The organism is Candidatus Binataceae bacterium (assembly GCA_036495685.1).
In the GTDB taxonomy this organism is placed as follows: domain Bacteria; phylum Desulfobacterota; class Binatia; order Binatales; family Binataceae; genus JAFAHS01.
On the sequence record DASXMJ010000230.1, the window covers coordinates 1 to 19571 of the forward strand.

Annotated in this window: 20 protein-coding genes; 14 read left to right on the forward strand and 6 right to left on the reverse strand. The window is 59.9% G+C overall.

The window, feature by feature from the left end:
• Positions 1-480 precede the first annotated feature (480 nt).
• The gene (locus VGI36_20700) at positions 481-753 is read left to right on the forward strand and encodes a hypothetical protein (protein HEY2487571.1); all 273 of its coding nucleotides are present in this window, start codon (positions 481-483) and stop codon (positions 751-753) included.
• Positions 754-824: 71 nt separating this feature from the next.
• Here the strand turns inward: VGI36_20700 and VGI36_20705 are convergent, their stop codons facing one another.
• The gene (locus tag VGI36_20705) at positions 825-2036 is read right to left on the reverse strand and encodes an MFS transporter (protein ID HEY2487572.1); all 1212 of its coding nucleotides are present in this window, start codon (positions 2034-2036) and stop codon (positions 825-827) included.
• 243 nt (positions 2037-2279) lie between these two features.
• Between VGI36_20705 and VGI36_20710 the strand changes: the two genes are divergently transcribed.
• The 3 genes from VGI36_20710 to VGI36_20720 all read left to right on the forward strand — a co-directional run bounded on the left by VGI36_20710 (position 2280) and on the right by VGI36_20720 (position 5088).
• On the forward strand, positions 2280-3161 hold the full coding sequence (locus tag VGI36_20710) for an LLM class F420-dependent oxidoreductase (protein ID HEY2487573.1): 882 nt from the start codon (positions 2280-2282) through the stop codon (positions 3159-3161).
• A gap of 428 nt (positions 3162-3589) precedes the next feature.
• A complete protein-coding gene (locus tag VGI36_20715) occupies positions 3590-4726 on the forward strand; it encodes a PAS domain S-box protein (protein HEY2487574.1) in 1137 nt (378 codons plus the stop codon).
• A 2-nt stretch (positions 4727-4728) separates the two neighbouring features.
• Complete coding sequence (locus tag VGI36_20720) at positions 4729-5088, forward strand: response regulator (GenBank protein HEY2487575.1); 360 nt, start codon at positions 4729-4731, stop codon at positions 5086-5088.
• Positions 5089-5182: 94 nt separating this feature from the next.
• Here VGI36_20720 and VGI36_20725 read toward each other — a convergent pair whose 3' ends face one another.
• A complete protein-coding gene (locus VGI36_20725; GenBank protein ID HEY2487576.1) occupies positions 5183-6232 on the reverse strand; it encodes an NAD(P)-dependent alcohol dehydrogenase in 1050 nt (349 codons plus the stop codon).
• 140 nt (positions 6233-6372) lie between these two features.
• On the opposite strand from VGI36_20725, the gene VGI36_20730 reads away from it, so the two are divergent.
• Both VGI36_20730 and VGI36_20735 read left to right on the forward strand, forming a co-directional pair.
• Positions 6373-7278, forward strand: coding sequence for an alpha/beta hydrolase (locus VGI36_20730; protein ID HEY2487577.1), 906 nt, complete (start codon positions 6373-6375; stop codon positions 7276-7278).
• A gap of 11 nt (positions 7279-7289) precedes the next feature.
• On the forward strand, positions 7290-7604 hold the full coding sequence (locus VGI36_20735) for a hypothetical protein (GenBank protein ID HEY2487578.1): 315 nt from the start codon (positions 7290-7292) through the stop codon (positions 7602-7604).
• Between the two features lie 61 nt (positions 7605-7665).
• Here VGI36_20735 and speA read toward each other — a convergent pair whose 3' ends face one another.
• Positions 7666-9633 (reverse strand): biosynthetic arginine decarboxylase, encoded by a 1968-nt coding sequence (speA, locus tag VGI36_20740; GenBank protein HEY2487579.1) that lies wholly within the window; start codon positions 9631-9633, stop codon positions 7666-7668.
• Between the two features lie 727 nt (positions 9634-10360).
• Between speA and ppa the strand changes: the two genes are divergently transcribed.
• The 3 genes from ppa (at position 10361) to VGI36_20755 (ending at position 12270) form a co-directional block, all read left to right on the forward strand.
• Entirely contained in the window at positions 10361-10900 is a 540-nt protein-coding gene (gene ppa, locus VGI36_20745) for an inorganic diphosphatase (GenBank protein ID HEY2487580.1), read from the forward strand.
• Positions 10901-10970: 70 nt separating this feature from the next.
• Positions 10971-11597 (forward strand): 2-hydroxychromene-2-carboxylate isomerase, encoded by a 627-nt coding sequence (locus VGI36_20750; GenBank protein ID HEY2487581.1) that lies wholly within the window; start codon positions 10971-10973, stop codon positions 11595-11597.
• Between the two features lie 22 nt (positions 11598-11619).
• Complete coding sequence (locus VGI36_20755) at positions 11620-12270, forward strand: DsbA family protein (GenBank protein ID HEY2487582.1); 651 nt, start codon at positions 11620-11622, stop codon at positions 12268-12270.
• On the opposite strand, the gene VGI36_20760 is transcribed toward VGI36_20755, so the two are convergent.
• Both VGI36_20760 and arsS read right to left on the reverse strand, forming a co-directional pair.
• Positions 12255-13412, reverse strand: a complete 1158-nt coding sequence (locus VGI36_20760; GenBank protein ID HEY2487583.1) for a serine hydrolase domain-containing protein — start codon at positions 13410-13412, stop codon at positions 12255-12257. The genes VGI36_20755 and VGI36_20760 overlap by 16 nt on opposite strands.
• 176 nt (positions 13413-13588) lie before the next feature.
• Positions 13589-14566: an arsenosugar biosynthesis radical SAM (seleno)protein ArsS gene (arsS, locus tag VGI36_20765; GenBank protein ID HEY2487584.1), complete on the reverse strand. Its 978-nt coding sequence runs from the start codon at positions 14564-14566 to the stop codon at positions 13589-13591.
• 328 nt (positions 14567-14894) lie between these two features.
• Here arsS and VGI36_20770 point away from each other — a divergent pair, with 328 nt between their 5' ends.
• From VGI36_20770 to dapB, 5 genes are all read left to right on the forward strand, one after another.
• The gene (locus VGI36_20770; protein HEY2487585.1) at positions 14895-15305 is read left to right on the forward strand and encodes a GFA family protein; all 411 of its coding nucleotides are present in this window, start codon (positions 14895-14897) and stop codon (positions 15303-15305) included.
• 8 nt (positions 15306-15313) lie between these two features.
• The gene (locus VGI36_20775; GenBank protein HEY2487586.1) at positions 15314-15934 is read left to right on the forward strand and encodes a DUF1054 family protein; all 621 of its coding nucleotides are present in this window, start codon (positions 15314-15316) and stop codon (positions 15932-15934) included.
• A 157-nt stretch (positions 15935-16091) separates the two neighbouring features.
• The gene (locus tag VGI36_20780; GenBank protein ID HEY2487587.1) at positions 16092-17105 is read left to right on the forward strand and encodes an NAD(P)H-dependent glycerol-3-phosphate dehydrogenase; all 1014 of its coding nucleotides are present in this window, start codon (positions 16092-16094) and stop codon (positions 17103-17105) included.
• A gap of 24 nt (positions 17106-17129) precedes the next feature.
• Positions 17130-17396 carry a hypothetical protein gene (locus tag VGI36_20785; protein HEY2487588.1) on the forward strand — a complete coding sequence of 89 codons (267 nt, stop codon included), beginning with the start codon at positions 17130-17132 and terminating at the stop codon, positions 17394-17396.
• A 51-nt stretch (positions 17397-17447) separates the two neighbouring features.
• Positions 17448-18245 (forward strand): 4-hydroxy-tetrahydrodipicolinate reductase, encoded by a 798-nt coding sequence (dapB, locus tag VGI36_20790; protein ID HEY2487589.1) that lies wholly within the window; start codon positions 17448-17450, stop codon positions 18243-18245.
• 194 nt (positions 18246-18439) lie between these two features.
• Here the strand turns inward: dapB and VGI36_20795 are convergent, their stop codons facing one another.
• Positions 18440-19483, reverse strand: coding sequence for a hypothetical protein (locus VGI36_20795; protein HEY2487590.1), 1044 nt, complete (start codon positions 19481-19483; stop codon positions 18440-18442).
• Positions 19484-19571: the final 88 nt, after the last annotated feature.

Sequence of the window (19571 nt, forward strand, 5' to 3'; positions counted from 1 at the left end):
TACCGCGGCGTGATTTTGAACAATGGTGCGATCGGGTGGGTGCTGTTGGACTTAGAACGGTGCCACGGCGCTGGAGGTAGCGAATAGTTTAAAACACAAAGCAGCGCGCCGCGCCCCATGGACTGACAGCACTGATCTCACACGAGAAGCGAGACGGCTATGACATCAGGACCCAAATGCCCAAGACACGGGAGAGTTCCTTTACTCGCGTCTTCGTTATCTTCGTATCATGGTGGTTCAGAGTGCCTGATTTGTGCAGTTCAGGTCGTGCACCGGCCACATTCGATTCCTCTTCCCTGAACTTGGCGGAAGGGACCTAGACGGCGCCGTTCCTTACATTGACGTGGACAAAAAACCACCCCGACACGCAATCGGGTACGTTCGCGCAGAACTACAATTAGTCCGTTACAAAACCTCGAAGATCTCAACGTCGTTCGTTGGCACCGACGATGCTTCATCATCAGGAATGGAGGTGTACGGATGACGTGGGGCAAAACCTTACTATTCGTTCAGCTGAGTCTGTTTGCTGTGGCGGCATTCGCGGGGCAAGCGTGTTTTGAAGAGCACTACTCATCGCCATATCCCGCTCCGGGGTACTACAGCTCGGGCCCACCGGTGATCGTCGGCGATTACGATGATCATCATGTATGGCACGATCGCGACTGGTGGGTTGGTCATAACCGCGATTGGGTGTCGACCCATCATCATGAATGGCTCGAGCATCACGACGAGCACGAACACAAAGGCGGTTGAGCCAGTTCGCGAGCTTGGTCAAGGCCAAGCTCGCAACGGCTCGGTCTGCGTGATCTTTTCCGCGGATGGAGCTATGGCGGCGCAGGCCTTTTTTCCAAGAGATCGAGGCCGATCAGAACGCCGAGCATCGCAATGGTTGCGACCAATGCGGTACCGATCGATGCGACGCGGCCGCGGGTAACCAGCATGACCCCCATCGCCCAGGGCAGGGCGACGCCCCCGAGTGCGCCACCGCCCGCCACGATCGACGTCATGCTTGCGACTCGGGCGGGAAATCGCTGCGCGCCGACAGCAATCATGTTGGGAAAGATTGGGCCAAAGCCGAACCCGATTAGCGCAATCACAGGATAAGCCAAAATCGGCATCGACGAAGTGCCAACGAATGCGAGCAATGACATCGCCGACACCATCGCTCCAATCGCAGCCAGCCGCCGCGCCCGAATGCGATGAGCAATTGCACCGCTCAGCAATCGCCCGACGATCAGGCCTGCCCAATAGACCGAGACCGCCGCGGAGGCGTTCGGAATCGCAAGCGGCGCCGCGGCGCGGCGCAGATATGAATAGAGCCATGCGCCGATTCCAACCTCGGCTCCCACGTACAGAAACAGCACCGCGGAAATCGCCCAGATCAGCGGATGTACCAACATCGCGCGGAGGTTTTCCTTGCCATCAATCGCGCGCGCGAATTCGACCCGGGGAGTCATCCATAGAGCGGCTCCAATGGTCGCACTCACAACGGCGCCGCCGATAAAGGTCGCGCCATACCCGATGTGGTTGGCGAGCGCTAAGGCGTCGATCGCGGGGCCCAACGTTGCGCCAACTCCGAACATCATGTGCAGGTAGTTCAGGGTCGCGGCCAGGCGATCTCGGTTGAGGTCGGCCACCAGCGCGTTGCCCGCGACATCGATTCCACACTGGCCAAAGCCGATGACAACCGCGGCCCACATGCAGGAGGCCAGAGCAGGGGCCACAGCCAGCAACACGAAACCGATCGTGTCGAGGCCCATCGCGAGGATCAGCAGGAAGTGCGGACCGCGACGATGGCCGATTTCCCCCGCGGCCGGTAGCGCGATGAAATAGCCGGCCGCGATCGCGCTCAGAATCAGACCGGTGCGATCGAGCGATGCGTTAATCGTGTGGGAGATTTGCGCCAGGAACGGACCCAACCACCCTACGTTCACGCCCAGCACCAGCATCGCGGCGTAAGCGAGCCGGGTGAGGCGCCGTTCGCGCGCCGCGCGCAAAGCAGTTGGGGCCTGGCCAAGGTCTTCAGCGGACTGCAATAACATGATCGCCCGAGTGCTCGGGGCTGCCTAGCATAGATCGAATCGCAGTCATCCGTCAGAACTGGGTCTGCCCAGAATGCCGGTCAGATTGATCGACCGCGCCCACGCGACTAGTTACTGTGTTTGTTGGTCGTGATCGCGTCCGTCCGGTAAGAGCCGGCCGCGTTCGACCTGTAATCAAACGCGCGCGAAGCGCAGATGGCCGACCGGCGCCGCCGAGGCGCTCCAGGAGGATGCACGATGAAGATCGGAATTTTCTCACTTGCGCTCGGGATGGCGAAAGGGACCGCGCTCAGCAAGGCGTTCGCTGCGCATGCGGAGCGTTTGGGATTTTCCACGCTGTGGGTCCCGGAGCACGTGGTGTTACTGGACAAATACGCGTCGCGCTATCCATATAGCGACAACGGGATCCTGCCGGCGCCGACCAATTCTCCTATTCCCGATCCGTTTTTGAGCCTCACGGTGATGGCTTCGGCAACCGAGAAGATTCGCCTCGCCACCGGCATCTGCCTAGTTCCGGAACACAATCCGGTAGTTCTCGCCAAGGTGATCGCCACCCTCGATTGGCTCAGCGAGGGACGATTTGCCCTCGGCGTCGGTATTGGCTGGCTTGAAGAGGAATTCGCTGCGATCGGGATTCCGTGGGAACGGCGGGCGCAACGAACCCGCGAGTGCATCGACGCGATGCGCCGATTGTGGGGCGACGACGTGAGCTCTTTTTCGGGCGAGTTCGTGAGCTTCAAGGAAGTGCGCTCGTTTCCAAAGCCGGTCCGCGGTAGCGTGCCGATCATCTTCGGCGGCGAGAGCGCCCCCGCGCTGCGGCGGGTGGCCGACTATGGGACCGGATGGTTCGGGTTCAATCTGACCCCCGATGAAGCGTCAGCAAAAATCCGCAAGCTGGAGCAACTGCTACGAGCCAATAATCGGAAACTCTCCGACGTGGAGCTGATCGTATCGCCCAGCGGCAAGCCAATCACGCCGGATGATCTCAAGCGCTATCGCGAGGTGGGCGTAGGCGAGGTGGTTATCACCACCCTCGGTCTCCCGCGCACCCCCGAAGCGGCCGCCAAGACGCTCGAAGAGGGGGCACGTAAGTGGCTCGAACCGGCATTGAAGCTTTAGTCGAGCAGGGTTTCTTTCAGGGATTGTGAGCATCCGCTGCCTAACTTGAGGTCATCGGTGCTGGCGGGAGGAATCAAGCCGGCTCTTTGTGCTGGCCGAGGCACCTATCATTCATCACTGATCGACTCAGGTCCTTTCCGAATCTTACCAAGGCGCTTCACGGGATCGCCTTCGAGCTCAGTGACATCATCGTCGGTCGTCTGCACCCAGCGCTTTTTAACTCGCGTTGAGGTGTTACTGGGAATGCAGGCAATCCGGGCCCATCGACTTCCCACGAAATAGTTTTTGCGCAGCCGATCCTACCAGAGGATACAGAAAACTCCCGGTTAGCGTGAAAAGTCAGTTCCTCTCGACGCCTTTGGCGTTAGCGATTAATTACTGGAATGCAGATTCCAGAGGCATTAGCATCACGCAGGGGAGATAGTTGCATGTCTGCCTCCATTCTGCAGTCCGAGACCAACGCTCTGCTCGCAGCCATTATTGAGTCCTCTGATGATGCCATCGTGAGCAAAACTTTGGACGGGATCATTCAGAACTGGAACCGTGCTGCCGAAGTCATGTTCGGGTACACGGCCGCGGAAGCAACCGGCCGCCACATCACCCTAATCATTCCTCCTGAACTTCGTCACGAAGAAGACGAGATCCTTGCAAAACTCCGCCGCGGCGAACGGATCGCTCACTACGAAACGATCCGGAGAACCAAGGATGGCAGGGATCTGAACATCTCGCTGACGGTGTCGCCAATCAGAGACGCGTCGGGACGGGTGATTGGCGCGTCCAAAGTCGCCCGCGACATCACGGAACGCAAATCGCTGGAGCGTGATCGCGAACGGCTGCTCCAGTGGGAGCGGGACACTCGCAAGCAGCTCAGCGACGCGGTCTCCGCCCGCGACGAGTTCATCACGGTTGCCGCTCACGAGTTGCGCAATCCCCTACACGTGGTTCATCTCACGCTCCAATTGTTGCAACGCGCCTCTACCGACTCTCCGCGGCTGGCTGAACTGGTCGAGAAGGCGGGCCTTCAGCTCAGGCGGTTGAATACGTTGGTCGAGCGGCTCCTCGATGTTACGCGGGTCCGTTCCGGCACCTTCGAACTTTTTCGTGAGAACTTCGATATGAGTGTCCTTGTGCGGGAAATCGTCGCCCGCTTCGCGAATGAACCACCTGCGACACGGATTACGCTCGAACTGGACGCCACGATCAGAGGCAGTTGGGATCGGCTCCGGATCGATCAGGCGCTAACCAACTTGCTTTCCAATGCCGTCAAGTATGGCAGTCGGAATCCGATCGGCATAAGCGCTTCCAGCGACGGCTCCCGAGTCACAATCAAGGTGCGCGACGAAGGAATTGGCATTGGCGAAGAAGAGCTCCCGCGGATTTTCGATCGCTTCGAGCGACTTAACGCGGGGTCTGGGCGCGAGGGCCTAGGCCTAGGCCTTTGGATAGCAAAGATCATCGTGGAAGCGCACGGAGGCGCCATTCTCGCCGAAAGCGAGGTCGGCAAGGGCTCCGTCTTCACCGTGACCCTTCCCCTCCGGCAATCAAATAACGGTGGACGGAAATAATAATGGCTGACGACGATGTTGTCTTGGTTGTCGAAGACGAGGAAGAAGCGCGCACATTCCTGGTTGAAATTCTTAAGTACGAAGGCTTCAATGCCATTGGTTTCGCAAACGGTCTCGAAGCACTGGAGTACTTGCAGCAAGCTGAACCACCACGCCTGATCGTTCTCGACCTGCGGATGCCCGTGATGGATGGTCCGCAATTTCGGGCGGCGCAGTTAAGTGATCCTCGCCTAGCCAAAATTCCCGTGGTCGTCGTCACCGCGCTGGAGCCTTCGGCGGCGGTTGGTCTCTCGCCGTTGCGGATTTTCCGGAAGCCTGTCGACGTGGAAGGCTTGATCAAAGTTGTTCGGGAGAATTGCTAGCTTCCTGCGAAATCCTTGATCCCTCGATCCTAGGTTTTGCTAGCTCTGCAGAACCGGCCCTGGTTTGCGGAGCTCGCTGATTAAGCGGATCCGCTCAAAACACGATCAGCGGCTTGATAATTCCGTCGAGCTTCTTGTCCATCATTTCGAAGGCGCGATCGAGCTCAGCAAACTTGAACCGATGCGTAGTCATGCTGGTCGGATCCAGGCGCTTGGCCTGCAGAATTTTTAAGAGGCGTTCCATCCGCAGTCGCCCTCCGGGACAGAGGCCGGTGCGGATGGTTTTTTCCGCCATCCCTACGCCCCAGTCCAGACGCGGGATGTTAACGAAGTCGCCCTTGCCGTGGTATCCGACGTTGGAAATCGTACCACCCGGTTTGGTCACCTTGATTGCGTTTTGAAATGGTTCAGAGCCGCCCAGAGCCTCAATCGCTGAGTCAACCCCGCGGCCGGCGGTGAGGTCCATGATTCGCTCAACCGGGTTTCCCGGTGAATGATCAATGATCGCGTCGGCGCCGTATTGACGTGCGAGCGCCTGCCGTTGGGGTACGGAATCGACGCCGATCACCAGGCCCGCGCCGCGAAGCCGCGCGCCCGCGACCGCCATCAATCCGACCGGTCCCAGCGCGAAAACTGCCACGGTGCCGCCGATCGGAATGTCGGCGTTCTCGGCGGCCATAAAACCGGTCGAGAGCATGTCACAGCAGTATACGGCGCTTTCTTCGCTCACCTCGGGCGGGATACGTGCCAGGTTCGCGTCAGCGTCGTTCACGTGGAAGTATTCAGCGAATACTCCATCCTTGATGTTGGCAAATTTCCATCCACCCAGTGCGGCGCCCGATTGTGATGGATGCCCCGCCTGCGAAGCGTAGTCACCCCAATCCGGGGTGATCGCGCCGACTACCACGCGGTCTCCGGGTTTGTAGAGCCTGACCTCGGGGCCCACTTCATGAACGAGGCCGACCGCCTCGTGTCCGAGGGTAAGATTTTCCCGCGGGCCAATGGCGCCGTGCACCGTGTGCGAATCGGATGTACAAATCAAAGCATGGGTGGTCTTTATGATCGCATCGTTGGGCCCTGGCTTGGGTACGGACTTGTCGGCGAACTGCACGCGTCCGAGTCCCTGCATGACGAATGCCTTCATGGCGACTCCCCCAGCTAGTGATAGAATGCGTCAATGGTAGTGACATGAGCGGCCAACTGCCAATCATCACGCTCCGACTGGAAGGATCGGAGGTCGGCATGCTAATCGTCATGCGGACTTCTCGGTCCCGGACTTGAGTTGTGAACACCACCGAAGAAATTCGCATGCTCGGCTATGCCGTCAAGGTCGCCGGCCTGGAAGCGCACGACCTGGTTCTTCCCGAAGGCCATCACGTGATCGTTGGCGCGATGCGCTTTCATTATTTGGACTGGGGTGGCAACGGTCATCCGCTTCTGTTCCTGCACGGCGGTGGCCTCAACGCGCACACCTGGGACGTCGTTGCGCTGATGCTACATAAACGCTTCCGGTGCATCGCGCTTGATCAGCGCGGTCACGGCGAGAGCGAATGGTCCGCCGCACACGACTACGGGGTCGACACGCAGGTGGGAGACATCGAAGGATTCGTCGAGCTGCTCCGACTGGAAAATCCTCTGTTGGTGGGCCAGTCGATGGGGGGGCTCAATGCGATCGCCTACGCGATCCGTCACAGTGAACGGATTAAGGGGCTGGTAGTGGTGGATGTTGGCCCCGAGATCAACCCGTCCGGGGCCGAGCGAATCCGGGAATTTTCTAGCACCCCCGAGCTTGATTCGCCCGAGGCATTTCTTGAACGTGCCACCAAGTTCAATCCGCTTCGAGACCCCGAGGTGCTGCGGCGCAGTCTCTTTTACAACCTGCGGCAACTCCCGAGCGGAAAGTGGACGCTCAAGCACGACCAGCGGCGCAGCACGGAAGATAACGCGCGAGCGAACGCCCAGCGCGAACACCTCGCCGGCCAGATTGAAAAGATCAGCTCCCCTACCCTGATTATCCGCGGCGCACGCAGCGACATCCTGAGCGATGAGGCGGCGCAGAAGTTTGCCGGCTCTCTCCCCCGTGGCCGCTGGGTGCGCGTGGAGGGTGCGGGGCACAACGTGCAAGGCGACAACCCGCGCGGCCTGCTTGAGGCAATCGATCCGTTTCTGGATGAAATTGGCCTGAAATAGAAAGGACCTGAATGAAGTGTTATGTGCCGGCGGCAGTCGCGATGCTGCTCGCAGTCGCGACCCCCCTGTTCGCTCAATCTATTCCCCTAAAAATACCTTCGCCAACTCCCTCGCCGCAGGCGGGCGAGACCGTCGCCGGACGCATTACGCACGTGGATACCAAGGCCGGCACCCTCGCGGTCAAGACAAGTAATTCCGAAAAAGTGCTCAAGCTCAAGGCCGGCGACTCGGTGAACCTCCACCAGCTAAGACGCGGAGAACAAGTGGCCGTCACCTATTCCGGGGGCACTGCGACCCGGGTAGAAGCAACCCGCTCCCGCAGATAAGAGTGCGCTCCGCAGCTGGGAGCGTGGAAGAATAGCTTGTCCCGGGAGCCGGCCGCGCCAGTCAGCTGGTGTGCAGGTAGGTGTCGTCGCGAAGCCCTCTCTCGTAGTCCTCAAGCAGCTTCATCCCATCGCTGGGCTTGATGCGATCCTGCTTGATCGCCGCGTCGACCTGCATTTTTACACGCGCCACCATTTCACGCGCGTCGTACTGAACCATCCCCAGCACTTCCGAAATGGTGCTGCCGGGAATCACGACCTCCAGGTAGTAGCCACACGGTTCGTCGGTATCCAGAAAGACGTGCACCTCGTTGACCCGACCGAACAGGTTGTGCAAGTCGCCCATGATGTCCTGGTAGGCACCGGTAAGAAACACGCCGAGGAAATACGGGCGATCGTTCACCGGATGCAGAGGCAGGGTGTCATCCTCGTCATCGTTATGGATGTACTTGGATATTTTTCCATCCGAATCGCAGGTTATGTCGGCCAGCCGCGCGCGCGCCAGCGGCCGCTCGTTGAGCCGGTGAATCGGCATGACCGGAAACATCGCGCCCAACGCCCAGTGGTCGAGCAACGACTGGAACACTGAAAAGTTGCAGATGTACTGATCGGCCAGCTCCCGCCGTAGTTCGACCATTTCTTCCGGCAGATCATTAACGTTGAGTTGCGATGCGAGCCGCATGAGGCGCTGAGCGACCTCCCAGAATAAACTTTCGGTTTTGGCCTTCAGTTCAAGATCGAGCAGCCCGAGCTCGAACATCTTTTGCGATTCTTCGCGAATCTGCACCAAATCGTGCCACGACTCGGAAAGCTCGCGCTGCTCCAGCAATTCGCCGACTTCGCGCAGCCCGCGCAACAACTTGTGCTCCTCGACCGCAAAGTTTCCGGGCGCCTTGCCCGGCTTTTCAACCGTGTTGAGCGTTTCCACCACGAGGACCGAGTGATGCGCGACGACCGCGCGCCCGGATTCCGATACCAGGTTGGGATGAGGAACGTTCTCTTCGTCGCAGACGTCGGCCACATTGGAAACGATGTCGCGCGCGTACTCGCGCACGCTGTAGTTCATCGAGGAATTTGAGGTGGTGCGCGAGCCGTCGTAATCGATCGCAAGTCCGCCGCCGACGTCCAGATAGTCTATGGGATGGCCCATCTTGCGGAGCTTCGCGTAGTAGCGCGTCGCTTCACGAATCGCGCGCTTGATGATCAGGATGTCGGGGACCTGCGAGCCGATATGAAAATGCAGCAGCTTGAGCGCCGTGCTCATGCCCGCATCGCGCAGAATCGCCGTAGCCTGCAGCAGCTCTTCGGTCGAAAGGCCGAACTTGGCGGCGCCACCGCTAGATTCGGACCACTTGCCGGCGCCCTTGCTGAAAAGCCTCAGGCGCACTCCGATCGTCGGCTCGATTCCAACTTCCTTGGCAATCGCGACGATGGATTGAACTTCGGAAAGCTTCTCCGCGACTAGCAGCACGGTCTTACCCAGTTTGCGACCGAGCAATGCCGCGCGAATGTAATTCTCGTCCTTGTAGCCGTTGCAGATGATCAGAGACTCATTGTCGGTATGCAGTGACAGCGCCGCAAACAGCTCCGGTTTCGAGCCAGCTTCCAGCCCGTAATGGAACGGGCGGCCCGCGTTGACGATTTCCTCCGCCACTTCGCGAAGCTGGTTAACCTTGATCGGAAAAACTCCGCGGTAGACACCCCGGAAGCGCTTGCGCGAGATCGCCGCGGTGAACGCTTCGTTCAGCGCGCGCACTCGATGGTGCAGCATGTCCTGGAAGCGAATCAGCAGTGGGCAGCCGAGCCCTTTCTGGCGTGCTGCCTCGACCACCTCCCGAATCACGATTTTCCCGCCACGTCCAAGCAGCGGGAGGACCATCATCTCGCCGTCGTCGTTGATATCGAAATAGCCGGCGCCCCAGCGGTCGACCAGATAGGTCGCCTTCGCGTCCTTGATCGTCCAGTCCTGTTCATTGAACTCGACAACATCGTGTTCTTGCGAACGTACACTCGCTCTTCCGAAAGAAGCCATTTATTCCCTCCGATACCCGCCAGGCGACACTCCGGCATTTGACAATAATCGTAAAAGGACGACGAGGATCAAGAGCCAGAGCGATTTTCCGATCTGCGAGAAAAGGAAACGCGGACCGGGCCTCTACTCACTCGTAACCTAACCGTTTTGGGCTGTTGGCGATTCCTCCACCGAAGAAGTTAAGCGGTGGCAGGAGACCAGGCAAAGTGTCGCGTCAGGTGTGCTTCTAATACAGCAATGTTTCGTTAGCGTGACAAGATTTCCGCGGTGCTCGATGCTCGAAGAGGGAGCTGATTCTCCGCGCCGCGGCGGGGGTTGGTCCGCCCGACCGGCGGGGCCCGCGCTCCAGCAGTGTTTCCACCTCTCTGATTATCAGCCGCGCCGCGCTCCTCGCGCAGAAGTCTAGGCCCACTCCGCCAGGACCAAACTCGGTTGCGAAACCCGTCAGGGAGAAGATGTGGATGGTCCGCCAGGCCAGCCAGGTGCCACGTCCCGACAACCTACCCTCGCCGATCTCGGCCACCGCAGCACCCCTGCCCGACATCGCCAGTACGCCCTCGTCACAGCAGTGAAAGGGGTGATCGCCTCGCGACTGATCGGCCGCAGCACATTTGCGCGCTCATGCCTCGTTCCTGAATCGCGCCAACTTCAGTCTTCCCGGCACGTTAACTCTCGGCTAGCCGGATGGACGGGCGAGTGCTCTACTTGAACGAAACTTATTTTGGAGGTGTCTCCGGATGGACGTGCACAAGATTCCCCCCGGGCTAACCCGCCCGACGAGATTCACCTATTGATCGAGATTCCGGAAGGCGGCGTTCCGGTCAAGTACGAGCTCGACAAGGTTTCGGGTGCGATGTTCGTAAATCGTTTCCTTCACACTGCCATGTACTATCCGGCTAACTACGGCTTTATTCCGAACACCCTCTCCCAAGATGGCGACCCCTGCGATGCGATGGTGTTGTCGCAGGTTCCGGTCGTGCCGGGCGCGGTCATTCGATGCCGCCCGGTGGGAGCGCTGCTCATGGAGGACGAGCACGGGATCGATGAAAAAATTCTCGCGGTGCCGGTCGAGGAACTGAATCCCTACTACGATGGCATCGAAGAACTGACTGATGTTCCGGAAATCCTGCGTGAGCAAATCGAACATTTTTTTCGCCACTACAAGGAGCTCGAGAAGGGAAAGTGGGTCAAGGTCACCGGGTGGGTCGATCGCAGCTCGGCGCGAAAGCTGATCATCGAGGGAATCGCCCGGTCAGGGACGAGCTAAGAATCGAGTCACGGTTCTGGAGCGGAGGCTGACCGAAGCGGATTGTGCACCGCCAGGTGGTCGCTAAGCTATGCAAACCGTCGACTTCTACTACGACTTCTCGAGCACGAACAGCTACTTCGCCGCGTTCATGCTCCCCGAAATCTGTGCGCGAAGCGGGGCTACGATGCGCTGGCTTCCCCTTCATTCCGCCGGGCTCTTTCGGGGTACCGGTTTCGACGTGATGGCGATGACGCCCCGCAAGGCCCGCTACTTGTGGCGCGACCACGCGCGGTTTGCGGAGGCCACCGGACTGCCATTTCGGCGCCCCTCGCGCTTTCCCATCAAAACTGCGCTCGCATTGCGATGCGTACTCGCTGTGGATCGTCCGGGTACCAAGGACGAAGACCGAGGCCGCATGGATCTGTCGCAAGCATTGTTTCGGTCCTACTGGGAGCGAGACGAGAATATTGCCGATCCCGAGGTGCTGGCGGGCCTCATCAGTGGGATAGGACTCGACCCGGGCGCGATCATCGATCGCGCCAACTCCCAGGAGATTCGCGAAGCGCTCAGAGAAGTGACCAGCCGCGCGGCGGAGCGCGGCGTATTCGGTGTGCCGACATTCTTTGTCAAAGATGAAATGTTTTGGGGCAAAGACCGGCTGGATTTCGTGGAACAACGAGTCAAACGAGATCGCCGAATGGAAGGTCTGGACTAAGCTCTCTTACATCGGAATTAGGATGAACTCTCGAACGATCATCGTTGTCTACACCGATTACAAGAGTCCGTACGCCTATCTCGCGAAAGATCTCGTTTATGAACTGGAACGCGACTTTCCGGTGACTGTCGATTGGTTGCCGTACACCCTGGACATCCCGAGTTTCCTGGGAAGCGCGCGAGTCGATGAGCGCGGCAACGTGATTGAATCCCATCGAGACCCGCATCAATGGCGGCGGGTGAGATATTCCTACATGGATTGCCGTCGCCAGGCGCGCAAGCGCGGGCTCACGATTCTCGGCCCGCGCAAGATCTGGGATTCGTCGGTGGCCGCGATCGGGATGTTATGGGCGAAGCGCCATGACGCCGCGGTCTTTCGCAACTATCACGACCGCATCTTTGAAAATTTCTGGCGGCGCGAGCTCAATATCGAAGATCCAGAAGTCATCGCCACAACCCTGGCCGCCTGCGGCGCCAACGCCTCCGGCTTTATAAGCTACCTCTCCGGGCCCGGGCGTACCGAGCATGACGAGATTTGTCAGCAGGCCGAGGCGACAGGCGTGTTCGGCGTACCTACGTTCGTTATTGAGAGCGAGCTTTTCTGGGGCCGCGAGCACCTAGCGGATATTCGCGCGCTGCTAGCAAATCCCTCCGCCTCTCACAGCGACGCGTAGGCCGCGTCGATGAGACGCCGGGGACGCGGGTCCAGGCCCACACTTGCACCCATCTGATTCATCACGTAGCCGAATCCAATTTTGGCGTCGGGATCGGCGAAGCCAAGCGACCCGCCTGCGCCGGGATGACCGAACGGATGCGGATTTGGGCCCATTGGGATCTCGGGCGAATTAAGCATAAACCCCAGCCCGATGCGTCCGAACACCTGCATCACCAGATCCGTACCCCTCGACTGCTCAGTGTAACAACGTACGATGCTTGCGGGCGTGAGGACCCGGTAGCCGTCAACCTCTCCGCCGCGGGCGAGCGCTCCGTAAACCCGCGCCAGCGAGCGGGCGGTAGCATGCCCATTCGCCGAAGGCAGCTCCATCGCCCGCCACGCCCGGGAGTTCGCGTCGCCCACGATATTGATCGGTGGATTCGCAATGGCCTTTGCGCTCATCGATTCCGGGTCGCGCAACATCTCCATCATCGGGTTGGTCTCGCCGGGCTTGGGAGGCGGCGCCCCGATGATATCTGCAGTGCGCCGGTCGTGGACCGCTGCGAGCCCGATATGCGCATCAAGATCCAGCTGCTCGACGATCTCCTCGCGAAAATAGGTTCCCGGGGTTTTTCCGCTCACACGCCGGATAACCTCGCCCACCAGCCACGCATAAGTGATCGCGTGGTAGCCGAAGTTCTCTCCCGGCTTCCACCAGGGCTCCTGCTCTGCAAGCGCCGCACACATAGTGTCCCATTTAAAGAATGCTTCGCGCGGCAGCGGCTTGCGCACAGCAGGAAGACCTGCACGATGACTCAGCAGGAACCGCACCGGGATCTTCTCCTTTCCCGCCTGCGCAAACTCGGGCCAATAACGGGCCACAGGAGCATCGAGGTCGAGCCTGCCCTGGTCGACTAAACGATGAGCGCAGATCGCAGCAAGCCCCTTGGTCGTCGAGTAGACGTTGACCAGCGTATCGCGGGTCCACGGACGGCTTCTGGCCTGGTCGGCGTGGCCCGCCCACAGGTCAACGACGGGACAGCCATCAAGCACCAACGCGACCGCCGCTCCGACCTCACCACCGCTTTCGAAATTGGCGGCAAACGCATCTTTGACCCGACTGAATTTCGGATCCCAGGTTCCCTCAATTCTCAATGTCATGGCCCACTTTCTTAATCGTCGAAAGTCGAGTGCGGACAACCTAGCTCCGGCCGCGTGCGGTTGTCCAAGGGAAGCTTACCGAAATGTGCCGCGAGCCGTGCCGGATGAATTGGAGTTCCATCGACTCTACAAATCTGGAGCGCTGCGCAGTGAGATGGGAAAATCGGAATGGTAGCTCACTCGAGGGCACCGCCGCAGCTCGATCCAGCACCCGCCGTGCATCCAAAGCAGTGCGATGCGGTCGTGACCCGCGTCCCCGCAAGAGCACTCAGATCATCCACATCGTAGATGGTCAGCGCGCGACCTCCGACGCGCAGCGGAATCGCCAGCATCTGGTTGAAATCGCAATCGTACAACCCACCTTCCCATCCCACGCTCACCAGGGTTCTGCACATCAAGCGCTCGACGGTGGCCGGATTGAAATGATTGACCAGCAACCCCATGTATTCGCTATGCATTCCCGCGCGATCGAGCTGGTCGGCGAAGCGCGCGATGGGCATGTTGTTCAGTGTCAGCAGGCGATCAAAGCTGATTCCGAAATTTTCACCGAGTGCATCGCGATAGCGCGCTTCCAGTTCGGCCTGGTCCGGTGCAAGCATTGGGGTGACCGGATTGTAGACCAGATCCAAGATCAGTTCCCCGCGTCCGAATCCGGTTTGGTTGAGAAGCCTTAGCACCGCAATGCTCTTGTCGAAGACTCCGTTGCCGCGTTGCCGGTCGACATTGTCCGCCGTGTAGCACGGCAGCGAGCAAATCAGCTCTACGCGGTGGCGGCGATAGAAATCTACCAGCCACGCCATACCTTCCACGAGGATTACGGTCAAATTGCAGCGCACGATCACACGCCGACCGAGTTCTCGGGCGCATTCTACCAGCATCGCGAAGGAGGCGTTCAACTCGGGCGCACCGCCCGTGATATCCACCGTGTCGATGGAAGGACTCTGCTTCAGCAACTCGATCACGCGCTCCGCGGTAGTCCGCGCCATCTGCTCGGTGCGCTTGGGCCCCGCATCGACGTGACAATGATGACACGCCTGATTGCACAGCTTACCGACGTTGACCTGAAGCGTGTGAGGCGCCGTGCGCGTCAGAACGCCCAGTCCATGGTTTGCAAGTGCATCGTCGAAGCTTGACGCGAGAGAAAAAGCACCCATCAGGTTTATAAATCCCTCTCACACCCCAATAACGCAAGGCCAGTCGATTTCGCGCTCGTCCAAGCCACTCGAGAGAGACCCGTCAAAAGAGAGTGGGCCGGGAGTTCGGGGCCAGTTGGGTTTTCGGATTACAGGCTTACCGACAGCCCAGTCTCTTCTGATGCTTCAGGCGATGTGATTTTCGTGGTCGATCGTCTTCGCCGTTTTTCAAGACAGGAAACATTCGCGCTTCCACGAACCCGCGCGCCGCAATATTTAGCGCGACCACCAGGAACGGAGGTCGCACGATGGCACGGGCAAGATCGTCGTGCTACGAGCTAAGAGGTTGATGAGCAAAGCCAAGAAAAAATCGCAGACCTATCGTGGTGGATGCCATTGCGGACGGGTGGCCTTCGAGGCGTCCGGAACCATCGAGGATCTCGAGGAGTGCAATTGCTCGATTTGCACCAAGAAGGGGTACGTTCATTGGTTCATCCCGCGTGAATCGTTTCACTTGCTGACCCCCGCGGAAGACCTCACCACGTATCGCTTCAACACCGGCGTCGCGCAGCACCACTTCTGCCCAACCTGCGGCGTGGCGTCGTTTTATATCCCGCGGTCCGACCCGGACAAGATTGACGTGAACGTGCGCTGCCTGGAAGGCATTGACCTGGCCAAATTTCGCGTCAAGCTGTTCGATGGGCGCAATTGGGAAGTTGCGCTCAAAAAACGCAACCGCTCTCGCCTCGGCAAAAGGTAGTCCCCGCGATGGCGACGCTGGGATTTAGGCGAGATGACTTTGCGATTTTCAGGATCGAAGATTTCAGTGCCCGGATGAACGAAATCTACGCGCGGATCCGGCCCCGCCTGCTGAGGCTCGGCACGCAACTCGCGCCGGAGTTGGGTCGCAAGCTGCACCTGGAATTCTTTCCTCACATTGCCAAGCACGCGCGTAGCACGGTAAACCCGCCCCCCGAAACCTGGGCTGCGTTTGGGCCGTCTCCTAAAGGCTACAAACGGTATGGCTACCTCGCCCTGTGCGTTTCGAGCGCCGGCCTCCACGCCCGCGCGGTGGTGAAATCCGAAGCGGACGGACGCGCACGAATGGCTGACGAGATCGTGGCGCGTGCCGGCGACTTAGAGAAATCCTGGCGTGGCACAAGAATCGGCCGCTACGACGATTGGGACTTCGGGTCACTGCCGGAGGAAGTCCCGGCCAGTGCTGAACTGCTGAGTACTTTGAGTACCTCGCTGCGCAAAAAGACTGGCGGGATCGACCTTGGCTTCGGCTGGCCTCCGACACAGGCCTCGCGACTCGATCACGCGGAATTGCTCGATGCATTCCGCGAGTTGGAGCCGTTGTATCGAATACTCAGATCGACGGCGTGATATCACCGCCATCGCTCAGAAAATCGTCAGCGCGAAGCTCAACATTAAATGGACAGCAAGCTCTAACGTTTTTACGGCGGCCAGCCGAGCGAAGAAGGCTAGGCCCGGTGCCTCCAGCTTCCTTTTCTAAGGAGCTGGCGGATACTTTGAATTTGCGATGCCACCCGGTGTCACCACCACGATTTTCGGGGCCGGCGCGTGGGGAACAGCGCTGGCCGTCATGCTCGCTCGTGCAGGCGAGTGCGTGACCTTGTGTGTGAGACGCGCGGACCAGCTCAGGGCATTCCGTCGGGCTCACGAGAATTCCACCTATCTGCCCGGGATCAAACTGCTGGAAAACCTTGCCTTAGTCACCGATTGGCGAGCAGCCGCTCCTGCCGACGTGCTCGTCATCGCTATTCCTTCGGCGCATGTTCGTGCAGCCCTCACACCGATTGCGGATGCTGTCCGTCACGATGCAATCATCGTCAGCGCAACCAAAGGCATCGACCACGCGACGCTGCAAACGATGACCCAGATGCTGGCCGAAATCGTTCCGCCTCAGGTCAGGTTAGCCGCACTCTCCGGGCCTGGCTTTGCGGCTGAAGTCGCGCGTGGCAAGCCGGCGGCGCTGGTCGCCGCGGCCAAGGACGAGACGGTAGCTCAGCGCGTGCAAGAGTTATTCGCGGCGCGAACCCTCAGAGTGTATTCGAGCACCGATGTTGCGGGCGTGGAGATTTGCGGGGCGGTGAAGAACGTGGTGGCAATCGCGGCGGGCGTCAGCGATGGCCTGGGACTTGGGTCGAGCGCGCGGGCGGCGGTCATCACCCGAGGGCTGGCGGAGATAATGCGGCTGGTCGACGCGGCCGGAGGCCGGCGTGAAACCGCCGCCGGCCTGGCCGGACTGGGGGATCTGGTGTTGACCTGTACGGGAGACTTGTCGCGAAATCGCGCGGTCGGTCTCGCGCTCGCGCGTCGAGAACTTGTCCCGATCGAGGATAAGGACACCGCAGCGACCGGGAGAGCCGTCGCCGAGGGCATTGCAAATTCGCGCTCGGTATTGGCGCTGGCGCGCAAGCTTGGGGTTGAGATGCCGATTGTTTCTGCCGTATATAGCGGCCTCTATGAAGGACAAGCGCCAAACGCTATGGTCGAGGCACTGCTGACTCGAGGACTAAAGGCCGAGTTTTAGTGCGGCCTCCGGAAAAAGGTTGTGATGGCAAGCAAGGGAAGCTGCAAGGCAAAGGATTGTGCACGCGAGGCGATAGCGAAGCACTATTGCCGCAAACATTACCGGCTGTGGAAAGCGGGCGAGATGCCCAAGTCGCGGTACAAGACTTGTACCTTTGAAAAGTGCCGCAAGAAGCGTTTTCGATTGAGCCTCTGCGAAGAGCATTACCAGGCCAAGACCGGCAAAGGCGCCGCCGCCCCCGCAGCCGCTCCGGCCGGAGAAGCAGTCGGCGCGGAAGCACCCGCTACCTAGCCTTCGCGTATTCGAACCGCGCGCCACCGGTGCGCCTGCAAACGATTGGCTATGGCAAATCTGATCGTCGCTGGAGCGGCTGGCAGGATGGGACGGGTGCTGATCGGAATGATCGCGCACGATCCCGTGCATAAGTTGGCAGCAGCTCTGGAAGCCAAAGGCATTGCTGCTGTAGGTTCCGATGCGGGCGAGGTGGCGGGGGTCGGTCCGCTAGGCATTCGAATTACCGATGACTACGCGGCGCTCGCGCGGCCCGACACCGTGACCCTCGACTTCACCAACGCGGCCGCGTCCCTGGAACATCTTAGCGTGGCAGCCGACAACGGCGCGGCTATCGTGGTCGCCTCCACCGGATTCAACGCGGATCAAGAAAAGCGTGCCGCGGCGATTGCGCCGCGCACTCGTACGGTGATCTCCCCTAACCTGAGTATCGGCGTCAATGTGCTGAGCAAGATCGTCGAGCAGGTCGCCGCGATTCTCCCTGACTTCGATGCGGAAGTGATCGAGATTCACCATCGCACCAAGGTCGACGCACCCAGCGGCACCGCGCTCGCGCTCGGCCGCACGATCGCGGCGGCGCGGAAGGTTGATTTCAAAACTCACTCGGTATACGGCCGGGAAGGAATTACCGGCGTGCGCCCCAGTGGTCAGATTTCAGTCATCGGGCTGCGGGCCGGTGATGCGGTTGGCGACCACACCGTGATCTTCGGCGGCCAGGGTGAACGCCTCGAACTGATCCATCGCGCGCAAAGCCGCGACTCGCTGGCGCGCGGAGCGCTGCGCGCGGCGGCCTGGCTCGAAAAGCAAAAACCCGGGCTCTACTCGATGCGCGACGTGCTGGGACTTTAGCGTCCCGCAGCAAAGCTGGAGCAGCTCCGGGACCGGCCGGGTTGGTGAGCTTTCGCTCGGCTGCGTCATTGGCTTGGGGTGTTCGCAGGAGACCTGGATCCGCCCAGGGCAGAAATTCTGACTCGTGCCAAAACCCCACCGAGCACCGATTGTGCGGTCTCCGCGGCCGAGAGCGAATGCTCCGATACGCTTAGCTAGCTGCGGTCGCTGTGGCCCTTGGCGGATCGATCCGGCTCCGTGGGTTGGAGAAATACTCCCTCGCCCTCCGTATCGAGAGTGGCCCATCGCTCGACCAGCTTGAGGCGCAATCCACGATGCCCGCGCAGGAAATACGCGGTCATGGCCAACAACGCCAGAATGTTGCCGGCGACAATCTTCCACCAGCCCAACATTGACACCACCGATTGATCTAGCAGGGTTACAAAACCGACGAAGAAAACCTCAAAAACGGCGAACAGCAAAAACACTCCCAGGGCGAGAAACGGTTCCCATTCTGACGCCGCCAACAGCACCGCAATTGTCAGCCCGAAGCCGATAAAGGCGAAGAAGTGCAACACCGTGTATCCCAGCACCAGCGCCAGCGTCACTTTGGCGCCTGCGAGATCGGTCCCGCTCTGAAAAATCATCGCACCGAGCATCGCCGGCGTCTTGAATATCTCCCCGGCCGCGAGGTCGTAACCGAGGAACCAGAGCGCGACCACCAGGCCGCCCGCCACTCCGGCCATCACGCCTTCACGCCCGACCCTCAGCCACCCCGAGCCCAGCAGGTTGCGCGCGAGCAACGGGTGTTGCGCGAAGAAGTAGCTCAACATCGCGCCGGTCGCGAGCAAATTCCCAACGATTATTCCCCACCAGGTGAGCGCCGCCATCACCGACGGTCCGAGAAACAGGACCACTGCGATGAAAAACACTTCAAACGCGCCAAAGAAGATGAGCAGCGAAATCAGAAAGGGCGGCTCGCTTTCGGCCGCTTCCAGCAGCAGCGCACCAATAACGCCCACGATGATGAAGGCACCGAAGTGGATGACCGAGTATTCGGCGGAGAGCCGCAGCATCCCGTGGCGGAGAAGATTCGGGTCGCGCACCCCGTGCAGAATCGATGCTGCCAGCAGCGCCGGAGTTTCCAGCGCGCGGCCGCGCGCCAAATCAAACAGCAGAAACCAGAGCGCCACCACCACGGCGCCGATCAGGCCCGCTATCGCGCCGTCGATGATGATCCGCGTCCTCGAATGCTGCATCCCAACCCCTCGGGCTGGCGAGTGGTCCGACCAACAAGGCTCTCTCTTGAAAACGTCTACTCCTTTCCAAGTTGAATCAGCAAGTACG